Below are 14,859 nucleotides of genomic sequence, written 5' to 3'. Positions count from 1 at the left end.
GTCAGCCTACGCCTCGATGGGAGCGGCGGGGTCGAGGAAACGGTCGTATCCCTCGTCTTCCAGCCGGTCGGCGAGCTCGGGGCCGCCCTCTTCCACGATCTTGCCGGCGACGACCACGTGCACGAAGTCGGGGCGGATGTAGCGGAGGATGCGCGTGTAGTGCGTGATGAGGAGCACGCCGAGTCCGGTGGACTCCTTGGCGCGGTTGACGCCCTCGGAGACGATCTTCAGCGCGTCGACGTCGAGACCCGAGTCGGTCTCGTCGAGGATCGCGAACTTCGGCCGGAGTACCTCGAGCTGGAGGATCTCGTGGCGCTTCTTCTCGCCGCCCGAGAATCCCTCGTTGACGTTGCGCTGCGCGAACTTCGGGTCCATGCGCAGGTTCGACATGGCCGCCTTGACGTCCTTGGTCCATCCGCGGATCGCGGGGGCCTCGCCGTCGAGCGCCGTCTTCGCGGTGCGCAGGAAGTTCGTGACCGTCACTCCGGGGATCTCGACGGGATACTGCATCGCGAGGAAGAGACCGGCGCGCGCGCGCTCGTCCACGCTCATCGCGAGCACGTCCTCGCCGTCGAAGGTGATGGAACCGCCGGTGACGGTGTACTTCGGGTGGCCGGCGATCGTGTACGCGAGCGTCGACTTGCCGGACCCGTTCGGGCCCATGATGGCGTGGGTCTCACCCGTGTTCATGGTGAGGGTGATTCCGTTGAGGATCGGGGTGGCCCCCGCCTCGGTCTCGACCGTCACGTGGAGGTCGCGGATCTCGAGAACAGACATTCAGATTTCCTTCGTCACTGTCGGGTCGATGAGCACGTCGTCGCCGTCGATCTCGACGATGTAGACGGGGACGGGCTCGTAAGCAGGGAGGTTCTGGGGCTTGCCGGTGAGCAGGGAGAACGCCGAGCCATGGGCCCAGCATTCGACCGTGTCACCTTCGACGAAGCCCTCGGAGAGCGAGATGTCGCCGTGGGTGCAGGTGTCGCCGATCGCGTGGATCACACCCTCGCCGTCCTTGATCACGGTGATCGGGACGCCGTCGGGTTCGACGCGGATCGGCATGTCCTGCTCGAGCTCCGCGACGCCGCACACGCGCTGAGCGCTCATGCCGAGACCGCCGCGAGCTCCGCCTCGATCGCGGCGAGCAGCTCCGACTCGAGCGACGGGATGCCGAGGCGCTGGACGATGTCGGTGAGGAAGCCGAGCACGACGAGACGACGTGCCTCTTCTTCGGTGATGCCGCGAGCCTGCAGGTAGAAGAGCTGCTCGTCGTCGAAACGACCCGTCGCGCTCGCGTGCCCGGCGCCGAGGATGTCGCCCGTCTCGATCTCGAGGTTCGGGATCGAGTCTGCGCGCGCGCCCTCGGTGAGCACGAGATTGCGGTTCGCCTCGTAGGAGTCGGTGCCGGTGGCATCGGGTCCGATGAGCACGTCGCCGATCCAGACGCTGTGGGCGCTCTCGCCCTGCAGTGCGCCCTTGTAGAGCACGTCGCCCTTGGTGTGCGGGCCCTTGTGGTGCAGGTAGACCTGGCTCTCGAGGTGCTGCCCGGCGTCGGCGTACGACAGACCGTAGAGGTAGCCCTCCGAGCCCGCGCCCGCGAGCTCGACGTTGGGGTTCACTCGCACGACGCCGCCGCCGAAGCTGATCACGAAGTGCTTGAGCACGGCATCCGCGTCGACGCGCGCCTGGTGCGCGGACGTGTGCACCGCGGCATCCTGCCACTGCTGCAGGCTGATGACCGTCAGACGCGACCCGGCGCGGGCGATGATCTCGACGTTCTGCGCATACTGTGCGGCACCGACGTGGTTCAGCACGACGGTCGCCGAGCTGTGCTCGAGAGCCTCGATCACGATGTGCGCGTCGGCGCGCTGCTCGGCGCCCCGACCCTCGATGGTGAGGAGGATCGGCTCCGCGACCTCTTCTTCGCGCGGAATACGGATGTGCATCGCCTCGGTCGCGCCCTGCCAGGCCACGGCACCGGTGATGTCCTCACCGCGGAAGAACTCGCCGCGAGGAGCCGTGCCGACCGCGAGCGGAGCAGCGAGGTACTGCTCACCGGCGGAGAAGGCGTATCCGACGCCGTCGTTCTGCGCGGCGGTCTCGAAGAGCGCCGTCAGCTTCGCGACGGGCGTGTGCTTCCAGTTCACCTCGCGTCCCGTCGGCACGCCGAAGTCGGCGGGCTCGAAGGAGTGCGGGCGCTCGGAGCGGGTCTGCACCGGCACGAAGCCGGCGTCGGCCACCTGCGCCGCCGGGTCGACGTGCGCGCTCGAATAGTGCGACGCCGTGGGCGTCGTCGTCTGGGACGTCATCTCAGCCGACCGATCCTTCCATGCCCATCTCGATGAGCTTGTTCAACTCCATCGCGTACTCCATCGGCAGCTCACGTGCGATCGGCTCGATGAAGCCGCGCACGATCATCGCCATCGCTTCGTCCTCGGGCATGCCGCGAGACTGCAGGTAGAAGAGCTGCTCCTCGCTGACCTTCGAGACGGTGGCCTCGTGACCGAGCTGCACGTCGTCGACGCGGATGTCGATCGCCGGGTAGGTGTCGGAGCGTGACTTGGTGTCGACGAGCAGTGCGTCGCAGCGCACCGTGTTCGCCGAGTGGTGGGCGTTCGCATCGACGCGGACCTCGCCGCGATATCCCGCACGACCGCCGCCACGGGCGATCGACTTCGAGACGATCGACGACTGCGTGTACGGAGCCATGTGGATCATCTTCGCGCCGGCATCCTGATGCTGACCGGGGCCCGCGAACGCGACCGAGAGCGTCTCGCCCTTGGCGTGCTCACCCATGAGGTAGATCGACGGGTACTTCATCGTCACCTTCGAGCCGATGTTGCCGTCGACCCATTCCATCGTCGCGCCCTCGTGCGCGACAGCACGCTTGGTGACGAGGTTGTAGACGTTGTTCGACCAGTTCTGGATCGTCGTGTAACGCACACGGGCGTTCTTCTTCACGATGATCTCGACGACGGCCGAGTGCAGGGAGTCGGACTTGTAGATCGGGGCCGTGCAGCCCTCGATGTAGTGCACGTAGCTGTCTTCGTCCGCGATGATCAGGGTGCGCTCGAACTGCCCCATGTTCTCGGTGTTGATGCGGAAGTAGGCCTGGAGCGGGATCTCGACGTGCACGCCCTTGGGAACGTAGACGAAGGAGCCTCCCGACCAGACGGCCGTGTTGAGAGCGGCGAACTTGTTGTCGCCGGCGGGGATGACCGAACCGAAGTACTCCTCGAAGAACTCGGGGTGCTCACGGAGAGCGGTGTCCGTGTCCATGAAGATGACGCCCTGCTCTTCCAGATCCTCACGGATCTGGTGGTAGACGACCTCGGACTCGTACTGCGCGGCGACACCGGCGACGAGACGCTGACGCTCGGCCTCGGGGATGCCGAGACGCTCGTAGGTCTCGCGGATCTCCGCGGGAAGGTCCTCCCACGACTGGGCCTGCTTCTCGGTGGAGCGCACGAAGTACTTGATGTTGTCGAAGTCGATGTCGCTGAGGTCGGCGCCCCAGGTCGGCATCGGCTTGCGGCCGAAGAGCTGATACCCCTTGAGACGGGTCTTCAGCATCCATTCGGGTTCGCTCTTGAGCGCGGAGATGCCGCGGACGACCTCTTCGGAGATCCCGCGTTTCGCCACGGCGCCGGCGGCGTCCGCGTCGTGCCAGCCGAACTCGTACACCCCCAGCCCATCGAGCTCCGGGCGGTCGATCAGCACATCCGACATCACACTCTCCTCATTGGGCCTCAACGGTGTCATCCGCCCCGACACACCTGATCCCCGTCGAGTCTGCGGGGAGCGGGTGCCGCTGGTGGGCCCTCATCACCGGCGCATCCTTCGCGCCTAAACTGTTATCGATGCTTCTGCGCCCTCGAGCGCGCATCGCAACAATCCGATTCTACAGGCTCCGCTTCGCGGACGGGCCGCCCGTCCCGCGCGAAGCGTGCCGGAGGCCCCATGCCCGACACCGCCACGCCCGCCCGCACCACCCCCGCGGAGCTCGATCTGCGACCCGCAGCATTCCCCTCGCCGTGGGGACGCGTCCTCCGCGTCTTCGCGTGGCTGTCGTTCCTCACCGAGACGATCATCATCGGAACCGGAGGCGCGGTGCGCCTGACCGGCTCCGGACTCGGATGCTCGGAGTGGCCGCTCTGCACGCCCGAGTCCCTCGTGCCGATCCTGGCGGATCAGGGCATCCACGGGGCGATCGAGTTCGGCAACCGCCTGATGACCGGCGTCGTGGGCGTCATCGCCCTGGTGGTCGTGCTGCTCGTGCTGCACCTGACCGACGGATCGCGCTCGGTGTTCCGCGCGCTCCGTTACGCGGTGGGGGGCATCGTCGCGGCCGCGGCCGCGTTCGCTCTCGTCACCCTCACCGGTCTCCCGGTGCCGGCCTTCCCCGTGGCATCCGCCGTTCTGCTCCTCGCGGTCATCGCCGCGGCGATCCACACCACGCGTCGCACCTCGACGCGCCGCGATCTCGTGGTGCTCGGCTGGGTCGTCTTCGCCGGAGTCATGGCTCAGGCGCTCGTCGGCGGTATCACGGTGCTCACCGGCCTGAACCCGTTCATCGTCGGGTTCCACTACACGTCGTCCCTGCTCCTGGTCTGCGTCACTGCGGCATTCCTCGTGCGCCTGTACGCCGTTCCGGGACCGCGCGAGCGCGCGGTCCCGACCTGGTTCCTGATCGTCAGCCACGTCACCGGACTGGCCCTCGCGGTCACCATCGTGTTCGGCGTGCTGACCACGGGTTCCGGTCCGCACTCCGGCGATCAGGACGTGTTGCGGCACGGGTTCGATGCAACGGTGCTCGCACATGTGCACTCGTGGCCCGGGTACATCCTCGCCGCTCTCGTGCTCGCCCTGACCGTCGCCGCCTGGGCGCTGCGTCTTCCTCCGCGCAAGTGGCTCGTCGTGCTGGTGCTGGCCATCGCGGTGCAGGTCGGGGTCGGTGTCTGGCAGGCGCGCGCGGGGCTCCCGCCACTGCTGGTCGGCATCCACATGGTGCTCGCCTCGCTCTCGGCCGCGACCTACACCGTTGTCGCGCTGAAGCTGAAGCGCCCGGTCACCGACGAGGACACGTCCACCGCCTCCTGAGCCACACCTCGGCGCGCGCCTCAGGGCTCGCGGACAGCCGATCCATAGGCTCTGCATACCGCAGTCATCAGCGCGTCCGTGATCGTGGTCGGCATGAACAAGTCACTGACACGCAGCATCGGATTCTGGCTGCTCCTCGTGCTCGCACTCGCCTCGACCGCGGTGGGCGGATGGCTCATCTCCGGCCAGATCGGGACGATGACGACGACCCTGCTCGACGGGACGGCTACGGGGATCGAGGTATACGTCGGCCAGTCGCTGGTCGTCGTCGGGTCTGCCCTGCTCGGAGCCGGAGTGCTCGGCATCCTCCTGGCCGTCGCCCTCGTCGCCGTACAGTCGCTGATCCCGGCCGCGACGCCCGTCGTCGTCGAGCCCATCGACTGGACCTCCGAGACCGATGACACCACCGCTCCGGCGGACGACACGACGATCGCCTCCGTCACCGATGACCCCTCAGCGGACGCGGACGTCGACGCTTCCGCGACGGACGAGGCGGATGCCGAGGCCGAGGATCAGAAGGGCAGCAGCGGGTCGACCGCGACCGCGACGAAGATCAACGTCAAGTAGGTGATCGAGGCGTGGAAGACTCGCATCGGCCGCGCCTCGGTCCCCCGCACCGCACGGTTGTACAGGCGGTGCGACTCGTAGATGAACCATCCGCCGAAGACCAGGGCGGACACCGTGTAGACGAGGCCCATGTTCGCGATCGGCACCAGCAGCAGCGAGCAGGCCAGGGTCGCCCACGCGTAGAGGATGACCTGGAGGCCGACCTGAGAAGCGTTGCGCGTCACTCCGAGCATGGGCACGTCGACATCGTCGTAGTCGTCGCGGTACTTCATCGACAGCGGCCAGTAGTGCGGCGGCGTCCACAGGAAGATCAGCAGGAACAGGATGAACGCGGGCCAGTCGAGCGATCCGGTCACGGCCGCCCAGCCGATCAACACCGGGAAGCATCCGGCGATCCCGCCCCAGACGATGTTCTGCTCGGTGCGGCGCTTGAGCAGCATCGTGTAGATCACGACGTAGAAGAAGATCGCGAAGGCCGAGAGCCCGGCGGCGAGCCAGTTCGTCGTGACCAGCAGCCAGACGGTGGAGAGCACCGCGAGGGTCCAGGAGAACACCAGGGCGCCGCGCGGCGTGACCTCGCCCGTCACGAGCGGACGATTCTCGGTGCGGTGCATGTGCGCGTCGATGTCGCGATCGAGATACATGTTGAAGGCCGCGGCGGATCCGGCGCTCATCGCGCCGCCGATCACGGTCGCCAGCACCAGCCACAGATCGGGCATGCCACCGTAGGCCAGGAACATGACCGGCACGGTCGACACGAGGAGCAGCTCGAGGACGCGCGGCTTGGTGAGGGCGACGTACGCCTTCACCGTGCGGCCGATGGACCGCTTCCCCACGGTCTGATCAGACATCGTCGAGATCTCGATCGCCTCCTCCACACGCGTCATGACAACCCTTCCAGTCTAGGGCACGCGACGGGGCGGACTCGGAGCGTAAGACGGGGTCTGGGGTCGGACCCACCCCGCTATGCTGAAAACACTCGCGCCCGGCGCTGTGCACACTCTCCGTGACGATGCGGAGGCGCAGGGAATACGGGCGCCCTCGAAACTGTCGGAAAGGGCATGAACGTGTCGGAATTGCAGTGGGATGAGATCGATCGGCGCGCGGTGGACACCGCTCGCCTCCTGGCGGCGGACGCCGTGGAGAAGGTCGGAAACGGTCATCCCGGCACGGCCATGAGCCTCGCTCCTGCCGCGTACCTCCTCTACCAGCGCGTGCTGCGCCACGACCCGACCGACACCGATTGGCTCGGTCGCGACCGCTTCATCCTCTCGGTCGGACACTCCTCGCTCACGCAGTACGTGCAGCTCTACCTCGGCGGCTTCGGCCTCGAGCTCGACGACCTCAAGGCGCTGCGCACCTGGGGCTCGCTCACGCCGGGCCACCCCGAGTACGGCCACACCAAGGGCGTCGAGATCACCACGGGCCCGCTGGGCCAGGGCCTCGCGTCGGCCGTCGGCTTCGCCTACGCCGCCCGCTACGAGCGCGGCCTGTTCGATCCCGAGGCGGCGGCGGGCACGAGCCCGTTCGACCACTTCGTCTACGTCATCGCCGGCGACGGCGACCTGCAGGAGGGCGTGACCAGCGAGGCCTCCTCGCTCGCGGGCCACCAGCAGCTCGGCAACCTCATCGCCATCTACGACTCGAACCAGATCTCCATCGAGGACGACACCAACGTCGCCTTCACGGAAGACGTCGCGAAGCGCTACGAGGCGTACGGCTGGCAGGTGCAGACGGTCGACTGGAAGAAGACCGGCGAGTACGTCGAAGACGTCGCCGAGCTGAACGCGGCCATCGACGCCGCGAAGGGCGAGACCTCCAAGCCCTCGCTCATCATCCTCAAGACGATCATCGGCTGGCCGTCGCCCGGCAAGCAGAACTCCGGCAAGATCCACGGTTCGGCGCTCGGCGCCGACGAGCTCGCCGCCACCAAGAAGGTCCTCGGCTTCGACGCCGAGGAGACGTTCGTCGTCGCCGACGACGTCATCGCCCACACCCGCGGTCTCGCCGACCGCGCCGCCGGCATCCGTGCCGAGTGGCAGGAGTCCTTCGACGCCTGGGCCGCGGCGAACCCCGAGCGCAAGCAGCTCCTCGACCGCCTCGAGGCGGGCGAGCTGCCCACCGACATCCAGAACGCCCTGCCGGTCTTCGAGCCCGGCAAGGACGTCTCGACCCGTGCGGCCTCCGGCCAGGTCATCAACGCCCTCGCCGCCGAGCTCCCCGAGCTCTGGGGCGGATCGGCCGACCTCGCCGAGTCGAACCTCACGACGATCAAGGGCGCCCCGTCGTTCATCCCGGCCGAGTGGTCCACCCACGAGTGGTCGGGCAGCCCGTACGGCCGCGTGCTGCACTTCGGCATCCGCGAGCACGCCATGGGCGCGATCGTCAACGGCATCGTGCTGCACGGGAAGACGCGCGCCTTCGGCGGTACGTTCCTCATCTTCAGCGACTACATGCGCCCCGCCGTGCGTCTGGCCGCGCTCATGAACGTGCCCAGCGTCTTCGTCTGGACCCACGACTCCGTCGCGCTCGGCGAGGACGGCCCGACGCACCAGCCGATCGAGCAGCTCGCGACCCTGCGCGCCATCCCGAACCTCGCGGTGGTGCGCCCCGCCGACGCGAACGAGACCTCGGCCGCCTGGCTCGAGATCCTGCGTCGCCAGGCGGGTCCGGCCGGCATCGCCCTCACCCGTCAGAACATCCCGGTGTTCGAGCGCGGCGAGGGTGACGCGGAAGGCGAGGTCTTCGCCTCGGCCGACCGCACCGCCCGCGGTGCCTACGTGCTGGCGGAAGCCGCGAACGGCACCCCGGACGTCATCATCGTCGCCACCGGATCCGAGGTGCAGCTCGCCGTCGAGGCCCGCGCCGCACTCGCCTCCGAGGGAATCGGCGTGCGCGTCGTGTCGGCCCCCTCGCTCGAGTGGTTCGACGAGCAGGACGAGGCGTACCGCGAGAGCGTGCTCCCCGCCGCCGTCACCGCGCGCGTGTCGGTCGAGGCCGGCTCCGTGCTCACGTGGCGCGGCATCGTCGGCGACCGCGGACGCTCGGTCGGCATCGACCACTTCGGCGCATCCGCCGACTACAAGACCCTGTTCCAGAAGTTCGGTATCACCACGGAGGCCGTGATCGCGGCCGCTCGCGAGACCATCGCCGCACACAGCACCAAGGAGAACGCATGAGCACCCCCACCTCACAGCTCGCCGCCGCCGGCGTCAGCATCTGGCTCGACGACCTCTCGCGCACCCGCATCTCCTCCGGCAACCTCGCCGAGCTGATCGAGACGCGCAACGTCGTCGGTGTCACCACGAACCCGACGATCTTCGCCAACGCGCTCACCGACAAGAGCAACACGTCGTACGACGCCCAGGTCACCGAGCTCGCCGCCTCCGGCGCCTCCGCCGAGGAGGCCGTGTTCGCGGCCACCACTCAGGACGTCGCGGCCGCTCTCGACGTGTTCCGCCCCGTATGGGAGGCGTCGAACCACGTCGACGGTCGCGTGTCGATCGAGGTCTCCCCCGACCTCGCTCACGACACCGACGGCACCGTCGCGTCGGCCAAGGAGCTGTGGAGCAAGATCGACCGCCCCAACCTCCTCGTCAAGATCCCCGCGACGAAGGCGGGCCTGCCGGCGATCACCGAGGCGATCGCCGCGGGCATCAGCGTCAACGTCACCCTGATCTTCAGCCTCGAGCGCTACGAAGAGGTCATCGACGCCTACCTTGCGGGCCTCGAGCGCGCGCAGGCGGCGGACATCGACCTCGCCGGCATCCACTCGGTCGCCTCGTTCTTCGTGTCGCGCGTCGACACCGAGACCGACAAGCGCCTCGACGCGATCGGCACCGATCAGGCGAAGGCCCTCAAGAGCAAGGCCGGCCTCGCCAACGCGCGTCTGGCCTACGAGCTGTTCGAGAAGAAGTTCGCCGAGAAGCGCGCGCAGGATCTCCTCGCCGCCGGCGCGAACCTGCAGCGCCCCCTCTGGGCCTCCACCGGCGTCAAGGACCCCTCGCTGCCCGACACGCTCTACGTGACCGAGCTCGTCGCGGCCGGCGTCGTGAACACGATGCCGGAGAAGACGCTCGAGGCGACCTTCGACCACGCCGTCGTCACCGGTGACACCATCACGGGCGGTTACGCCGAGGCGCACGCCGTCTTCGACGCGCTGGCGGAGGTCGGAATCGACCTCGTCGACGTCACCCAGGTGCTGGAGGACGAGGGCGTCGCGAAGTTCATCGACTCCTGGCACGACCTGCTCGCACAGGTCGCCGAGACGCTGGAGGCACAGCGATGACCTTCGGCATCCACGCCTCCGGCGACGCTCGCGTCGCGATCGACGAGGTCGTCCCCGCACTCGTGCGCGACCTGGTCGCCTCGCGGATCACCGGCGGAGACCCGACCCTCTGGGGCCCGGCGGCCGAGGCCGAGGCCTCCATCCGTCTGGGCTGGGTCGAGGCCGTCTCGGTCTCGCGTCCACTCGTCGACGAGATCGTCGCACTCCGCGAACAGCTCGCCTCGAAGGGCGTCGACCGCGTCGTCCTCGCGGGCATGGGCGGATCGTCGCTCGCCCCCGAGGTGATCGCTCAGACCGCGGGCAAGCCGCTCACGATCCTCGACTCGACGGCACCGGGCCAGGTGCTCGCGGCCCTCGACGAAGGACTCGCCGACACCGTGCTCGTCGTCTCCTCGAAGTCGGGCTCGACCGTCGAGACCGACTCCCAGCGCCGCACGTTCGAGGCCGCCTTCCGCGACCTCGGCATCGACCCGCTGGAGCGCATCGTCGTCGTCACCGACCCGGGCTCCCCGCTCGACGTCTCGGCGCGCGAGACCGGCTACCGCGTGTTCAACGCCGACCCGAACGTCGGCGGACGCTACTCCGCGCTGACCGCGTTCGGCCTCGTGCCGTCCGGCCTCGCGGGCGTCGACATCGACGAGCTCCTGAACGAGGCAGAGGCCTCGCTGCTCGAGGTCGCGGTCGACTCGGCCGAGAACCCCGCACTGCGCCTCGGCGCGGCCATCGCCGCGACCAATCCCCGCCGCGACAAGCTCGGCCTCATCACCGACGGCACCCACATCAAGGGCCTGCCGGACTGGATCGAGCAGCTGATCGCCGAGTCGACGGGCAAGGACAGCACGGGAATCCTCCCCGTGGTCCTGCTGCCGGTCTCCCCTGAGCTCGATTCGAAGCCCGCCGACCTCCAGATCGTCCGTCTCGTCGACGACGCCAACGAGTTCCACCTGCACGAGCGTCACGAGGGCGAGATCCTCGTCAGCGGCTCGCTCGGCGCGCAGCTCATCGTCTGGGAGTACGCCACCGCGATCGCCGGCCACCTGCTGCGGATCAACCCGTTCGACCAGCCCGACGTAGAGTCGGCGAAGGTCGCGGCCCGCGGTCTTCTCGACGCTCGCCCGGAGCCGACCGCTCCGGCGTTCACCGAGAACGGCGTCGAGGTGCGCGTGTCCGACCCGGCTCTCGCCGTCTCGGGCACCGTCGAAGGTGTGCTGGACGCCCTGTGGGCGCAGCTCGCCGATGACGGCTACGTCTCGATCCAGGCCTACGTCAACCGCCTCGAGGTCCCGCAGCTGCAGGGTCTCCGCGAGCTCGTCGCCGCCGATTCCGGGCGCCCGACGACGTTCGGCTGGGGACCGCGTTTCCTGCACTCCACGGGTCAGTACCACAAGGGAGGCCCCGCCCAGGGCGTCTTCCTGCAGATCCTCGAGCGCACCGACGTCGATCTCGAGATTCCGGAGCGACCGTTCACGTTCGGCCAGCTCATCGAGGCTCAGGCTGCCGGCGACGCCGCAGTCCTGGCCGAGCACGGTCGCCCCGTCGTCTCCCTGACGATCACCGACTCGTCGGCCGACGTGCTCACCCTCTTCGAAGCCGCACAGAAGTAGTCAGCAGGAGAATCCCCCACCGATGTCTGTTCCCCTCTCGCGCGGGCACAACCCGCTGCGCGATCCCGATGACCGCCGTCTCAACAGGATCGCCGGGCCCAGCGCCCTGGTGATCTTCGGCGTCACCGGAGATCTGTCTCGCAAGAAGCTCATGCCGGCGGTCTACGACCTCGCCAACCGCGGTCTGCTCCCGCCCGGCTTCGCACTCGTCGGGTTCGCCCGACGCGATTGGGAGGACCAGGACTTCGCCCAGGTCGTCTACGAGGCCGTCAAGCAGCACGCGCGCACGCCGTTCCGTGAAGAGACGTGGGCGCAGCTGCTGCAGGGCATCCGGTTCGTCTCGGGCGAGTTCGACAACCCCGAGTCGTTCCAGAAGCTGAAGGACACCGTCGACCAGCTCGACGTCGAACGCGGCACCATGGGCAACCACGCCTACTACCTGTCGATCCCGCCGAAGGACTTCCCGCTCGTCGCGAAGCAACTGAAGGACTCGGGACTGGTCGGGGAGGATGCCGACGAGGATTCGCGCTGGCGGCGCGTGGTGATCGAGAAGCCGTTCGGGCACGACCTGGACTCCGCGCGTGCGCTCAACGCCGCGCTCGAGGTCGCGTTCCCGGCCGACTCGATCTTCCGCATCGACCACTACCTGGGCAAGGAGACGGTGCAGAACATCCTCGCTCTGCGCTTCGCCAACGAGCTCTACGAGCCGATCTGGAACCGCAACTACGTCGACCACGTGCAGATCACGATGGCCGAGGACATCGGCGTCGGCGGGCGCGCGGGGTACTACGACGGGATCGGCGCCGCGCGCGACGTCATCCAGAACCACCTGCTCCAGCTGCTCGCGCTCACCGCGATGGAGGAGCCCATCAGCCTCTCCGCCGAGCACCTGCGCGCCGAGAAGGAGAAGGTCCTCGCGGCGGTGCACGTACCGGACGACCTCTCGCAGGCGACCGCGCGCGGCCAGTACGCGGGTGGATGGCAAGGCGGCGAGAAGGTCACCGGCTTCCTCGACGAGGAGGGCATGAACCCCGAGTCGACCACCGAGACCTACGCCGCGATCAAGCTCGAGATCGACACGCGCCGCTGGTCGGGCGTGCCGTTCTACCTGCGCACCGGCAAGCGTCTGGGGCGTCGTGTCACCGAGATCGCCGTGGTCTTCAACCGCGCTCCGCAGCACCTGTTCGGACGCGGCAACGCCTCGGAGCTCGGTCAGAACGCTCTGGTCATCCGCGTGCAGCCCGACGAGGGCGTCACGATCCGCTTCGGCTCGAAGGTGCCGGGCAGCGGGTCGAACGTGCGTGACGTGACGATGGACTTCGGATACGGCCACGCCTTCACCGAGGCCAGCCCCGAGGCCTACGAGCGCCTCATCCTCGACGTCCTCCTGGGCGACCCGCCGCTCTTCCCGCGGCACGAGGAGGTCGAGCTCTCGTGGAAGATCCTCGACCCCGTGGAGAAGTTCTGGGCGTCCGAGGGCAGCCCGGTTGAGCAGTACGCACCCGGTTCGTGGGGTCCGGCATCCGCCGACGCCCTACTGGCCCGCGACGGACGAGTCTGGAGACGACCGTGATCATCGACCTTCCCGACACGACCGTCAGCCAGGTCGCCAAGCAGCTCGTCAAGGTGCGCGAAGAGGGCGGCGCCGTCGCCCTCGGCCGCGTGCTGACCCTCGTGATCTCGGCCCGCAACGGTGTCGCCGAGGCGGCCATCGACGCCGCCAACGACGCATCGCGCGAGCACCCGATGCGCGTCATCGTGCTCACCACGGGTGAGGGCGAGTCCCGTCTCGACGCCCAGATCCGCGTCGGTGGGGACGCCGGAGCGAGCGAGGTCGTGGTGCTGCATGCCTACGGCGACGCCGCGAGCAACGAGGAGAGCCTCATCACGGGGCTGCTGCTGCCCGATGCTCCGGTCGTGGCCTGGTGGCCGGAAGAGGCACCGACCTCTCCCTCGTCGTCACCGCTGGGTCGGATCGCCCAGCGCCGGATCACGGATGCCGCGACTGCGCACGACGTGCGCGACCGCCTCGCCCTGCTCGGCAAGACCCACGCCCCCGGTGACACCGACCTCGCGTGGACCCGTCTGACGCACTGGCGCGAGCAGCTCGCCGCCGTGCTCGATCAGCCGCCGTTCGAGCCGATCACCGCGATCGAGGTGCGCGGCGCCGCCGCCTCCCCGTCGACCGCACTGCTGGCCGCTTGGTTGCAGCTCGCTCTCGAGGTTCCGGTCCGCTGGTTCTCCGAGCAGCCGGAGATCTGGCACGACGGCATCCGTTCCGTGCGGCTCACCCGCGAGTCGGGCGACATCCTGCTCGAGCGCCCGTCGCCCGGCGTCGCCCTGCTCACGCAGCCCGATCAGCCGAACCACGACCTGCACCTCCCCCGGCGCACCCTTCGCGAATGCCTCGCCGAGGAGCTGCGTCGCCTGGATCCCGACCTCCTGTACGGTCGAGTGATCACCGAGGGCTGGGAGAAGCTGGGCCCGCCCGAGACAGGAGAGTGACGACGTGAGCGACGCAACGTCCGCAGAGAAGCGGGTCGTGATCGAGGCCACCCCCACCGACGTCGCGGCGCGAGTCGCCGATCGTTTCCTGACGCGCCTGCGCGCCCGTACCATCAACGGTCGCGTCGCCCACGTCGCCCTCACGGGCGGTTCGATGGGCGGCGCGGTCCTGGCCGCGACGCGCGAGGACCCGCGGGCCGCGTCGATCGACTGGTCGCTCGTGCACTTCTGGTGGGGCGACGAGCGCTTCGTTCCGCGCGACGACGCCGACCGCAACGCGCTCCAATCCCGGAACGCGCTGCTCGATCACATCCCGGTCCCGCCCGAGAACATCCACGAAGTGGCCGGCTCCGATGACGGCCTGACCCTCGATGAGGCGGCGGCCGCCTATGCCGCCGAGCTCGCGCGCTTCGGCACCGACGAGACCCCGTGGCCCGCGTTCGCCGTGTGCTTCCTGGGCGTCGGACCCGACGGGCACATCGCCTCGCTCTTCCCCGACCGCGAAGAGGTCACGGTGACGGATGCCGCGGCGCTCCCCGTGCGCAACTCGCCGAAGCCTCCGCCCGAGCGCGTCACGCTGACGCGCCCGGTCATCAACTCGTCCAAGCGCGTCTGGATGGTGCTCACGGGCGCCGACAAGGCGTCGGCGCTGGGTCTGGCCCTCGCCGGCGCGAGCTACACGAGCGTTCCGGTCGCCGGCGCACGCGGGCGCAAGCGCACGGTCTTCTTCGTCGATGAGGCCGCGGCCTCCGAGGTCTCGCCGGATCTCATCGATCAGGCGTACTGAAGTCGGTCGTA

At 68.7% G+C, this 14,859-nt stretch carries 13 protein-coding genes; 8 read left to right on the top strand and 5 right to left on the bottom strand.

The window, feature by feature from the left end; all coding sequences use genetic code 11:
• Positions 1-6 precede the first annotated feature (6 nt).
• From sufC to sufB, 4 genes are read right to left on the bottom strand one after another with little or no spacing between them, the layout of a single operon-like run.
• A complete protein-coding gene (sufC, locus tag ACIQTT_RS01275; RefSeq protein WP_402784961.1) occupies positions 7-777 on the bottom strand; it encodes a Fe-S cluster assembly ATPase SufC in 771 nt (256 codons plus the stop codon).
• Positions 778-1,104 (bottom strand): non-heme iron oxygenase ferredoxin subunit, encoded by a 327-nt coding sequence (locus ACIQTT_RS01270; protein WP_402784959.1) that lies wholly within the window; start codon positions 1,102-1,104, stop codon positions 778-780.
• Entirely contained in the window at positions 1,101-2,306 is a 1,206-nt protein-coding gene (sufD, locus tag ACIQTT_RS01265; protein ID WP_402784957.1) for a Fe-S cluster assembly protein SufD, read from the bottom strand. Before sufD ends, ACIQTT_RS01270 begins: the two co-directional genes overlap by 4 nt.
• A gap of 1 nt (position 2,307) precedes the next feature.
• Entirely contained in the window at positions 2,308-3,726 is a 1,419-nt protein-coding gene (gene sufB / locus ACIQTT_RS01260) for a Fe-S cluster assembly protein SufB (protein ID WP_402784955.1), read from the bottom strand.
• A gap of 231 nt (positions 3,727-3,957) precedes the next feature.
• Here sufB and ACIQTT_RS01255 point away from each other — a divergent pair, with 231 nt between their 5' ends.
• Both ACIQTT_RS01255 and ACIQTT_RS01250 read left to right on the top strand, forming a co-directional pair.
• Positions 3,958-5,097, top strand: coding sequence for a heme A synthase (locus ACIQTT_RS01255; RefSeq protein ID WP_402784953.1), 1,140 nt, complete (start codon positions 3,958-3,960; stop codon positions 5,095-5,097).
• A 93-nt stretch (positions 5,098-5,190) separates the two neighbouring features.
• Positions 5,191-5,664 (top strand): hypothetical protein, encoded by a 474-nt coding sequence (locus tag ACIQTT_RS01250; RefSeq protein ID WP_402784951.1) that lies wholly within the window; start codon positions 5,191-5,193, stop codon positions 5,662-5,664.
• Here ACIQTT_RS01250 and ACIQTT_RS01245 read toward each other — a convergent pair.
• Positions 5,610-6,515: a heme o synthase gene (locus ACIQTT_RS01245; protein ID WP_402791054.1), complete on the bottom strand. Its 906-nt coding sequence runs from the start codon at positions 6,513-6,515 to the stop codon at positions 5,610-5,612. The two genes, ACIQTT_RS01250 and ACIQTT_RS01245, sit on opposite strands and share 55 nt — an antisense overlap.
• A gap of 216 nt (positions 6,516-6,731) precedes the next feature.
• On the opposite strand from ACIQTT_RS01245, the gene tkt reads away from it, so the two are divergent.
• The 6 genes from tkt to pgl are packed head-to-tail and all read left to right on the top strand — an operon-like array spanning position 6,732 to position 14,848.
• Complete coding sequence (gene tkt / locus ACIQTT_RS01240) at positions 6,732-8,843, top strand: transketolase (protein WP_402791051.1); 2,112 nt, start codon at positions 6,732-6,734, stop codon at positions 8,841-8,843.
• Positions 8,840-9,952, top strand: coding sequence for a transaldolase (gene tal, locus ACIQTT_RS01235; RefSeq protein ID WP_402784949.1), 1,113 nt, complete (start codon positions 8,840-8,842; stop codon positions 9,950-9,952). The genes tkt and tal overlap by 4 nt, the downstream gene beginning before the upstream one ends.
• Positions 9,949-11,556, top strand: coding sequence for a glucose-6-phosphate isomerase (locus ACIQTT_RS01230; RefSeq protein WP_402784947.1), 1,608 nt, complete (start codon positions 9,949-9,951; stop codon positions 11,554-11,556). Before tal ends, ACIQTT_RS01230 begins: the two co-directional genes overlap by 4 nt.
• A 22-nt stretch (positions 11,557-11,578) precedes the next feature.
• Complete coding sequence (gene zwf, locus ACIQTT_RS01225; protein ID WP_402784945.1) at positions 11,579-13,129, top strand: glucose-6-phosphate dehydrogenase; 1,551 nt, start codon at positions 11,579-11,581, stop codon at positions 13,127-13,129.
• Entirely contained in the window at positions 13,126-14,061 is a 936-nt protein-coding gene (locus tag ACIQTT_RS01220) for a glucose-6-phosphate dehydrogenase assembly protein OpcA (RefSeq protein ID WP_402784943.1), read from the top strand. The genes zwf and ACIQTT_RS01220 overlap by 4 nt, the downstream gene beginning before the upstream one ends.
• A gap of 4 nt (positions 14,062-14,065) precedes the next feature.
• Positions 14,066-14,848: a 6-phosphogluconolactonase gene (gene pgl / locus ACIQTT_RS01215; RefSeq protein WP_402784941.1), complete on the top strand. Its 783-nt coding sequence runs from the start codon at positions 14,066-14,068 to the stop codon at positions 14,846-14,848.
• Positions 14,849-14,859 lie beyond the last annotated feature (11 nt).

The sequence above is a fragment of the Microbacterium sp. NPDC090225 genome (assembly GCF_044772365.1).
In the GTDB taxonomy this organism is placed as follows: domain Bacteria; phylum Actinomycetota; class Actinomycetes; order Actinomycetales; family Microbacteriaceae; genus Microbacterium.
This window is presented reverse-complemented; position numbering and strand designations above follow the sequence as displayed.

Coding starts and splice junctions, on each gene's coding strand:
- sufC (WP_402784961.1), bottom strand. CDS start 777: ATGTCTGTTCTCGAGATCCGCGACCTCCACGTGACGGTCGAGACCGAG.
- ACIQTT_RS01270 (WP_402784959.1), bottom strand. CDS start 1,104: ATGAGCGCTCAGCGCGTGTGCGGCGTCGCGGAGCTCGAGCAGGACATG.
- sufD (WP_402784957.1), bottom strand. CDS start 2,306: ATGACGTCCCAGACGACGACGCCCACGGCGTCGCACTATTCGAGCGCG.
- sufB (WP_402784955.1), bottom strand. CDS start 3,726: ATGTCGGATGTGCTGATCGACCGCCCGGAGCTCGATGGGCTGGGGGTG.
- ACIQTT_RS01255 (WP_402784953.1), top strand. CDS start 3,958: ATGCCCGACACCGCCACGCCCGCCCGCACCACCCCCGCGGAGCTCGAT.
- ACIQTT_RS01250 (WP_402784951.1), top strand. CDS start 5,191: ATGAACAAGTCACTGACACGCAGCATCGGATTCTGGCTGCTCCTCGTG.
- ACIQTT_RS01245 (WP_402791054.1), bottom strand. CDS start 6,515: ATGTCTGATCAGACCGTGGGGAAGCGGTCCATCGGCCGCACGGTGAAG.
- tal (WP_402784949.1), top strand. CDS start 8,840: ATGAGCACCCCCACCTCACAGCTCGCCGCCGCCGGCGTCAGCATCTGG.
- ACIQTT_RS01230 (WP_402784947.1), top strand. CDS start 9,949: ATGACCTTCGGCATCCACGCCTCCGGCGACGCTCGCGTCGCGATCGAC.
- zwf (WP_402784945.1), top strand. CDS start 11,579: ATGTCTGTTCCCCTCTCGCGCGGGCACAACCCGCTGCGCGATCCCGAT.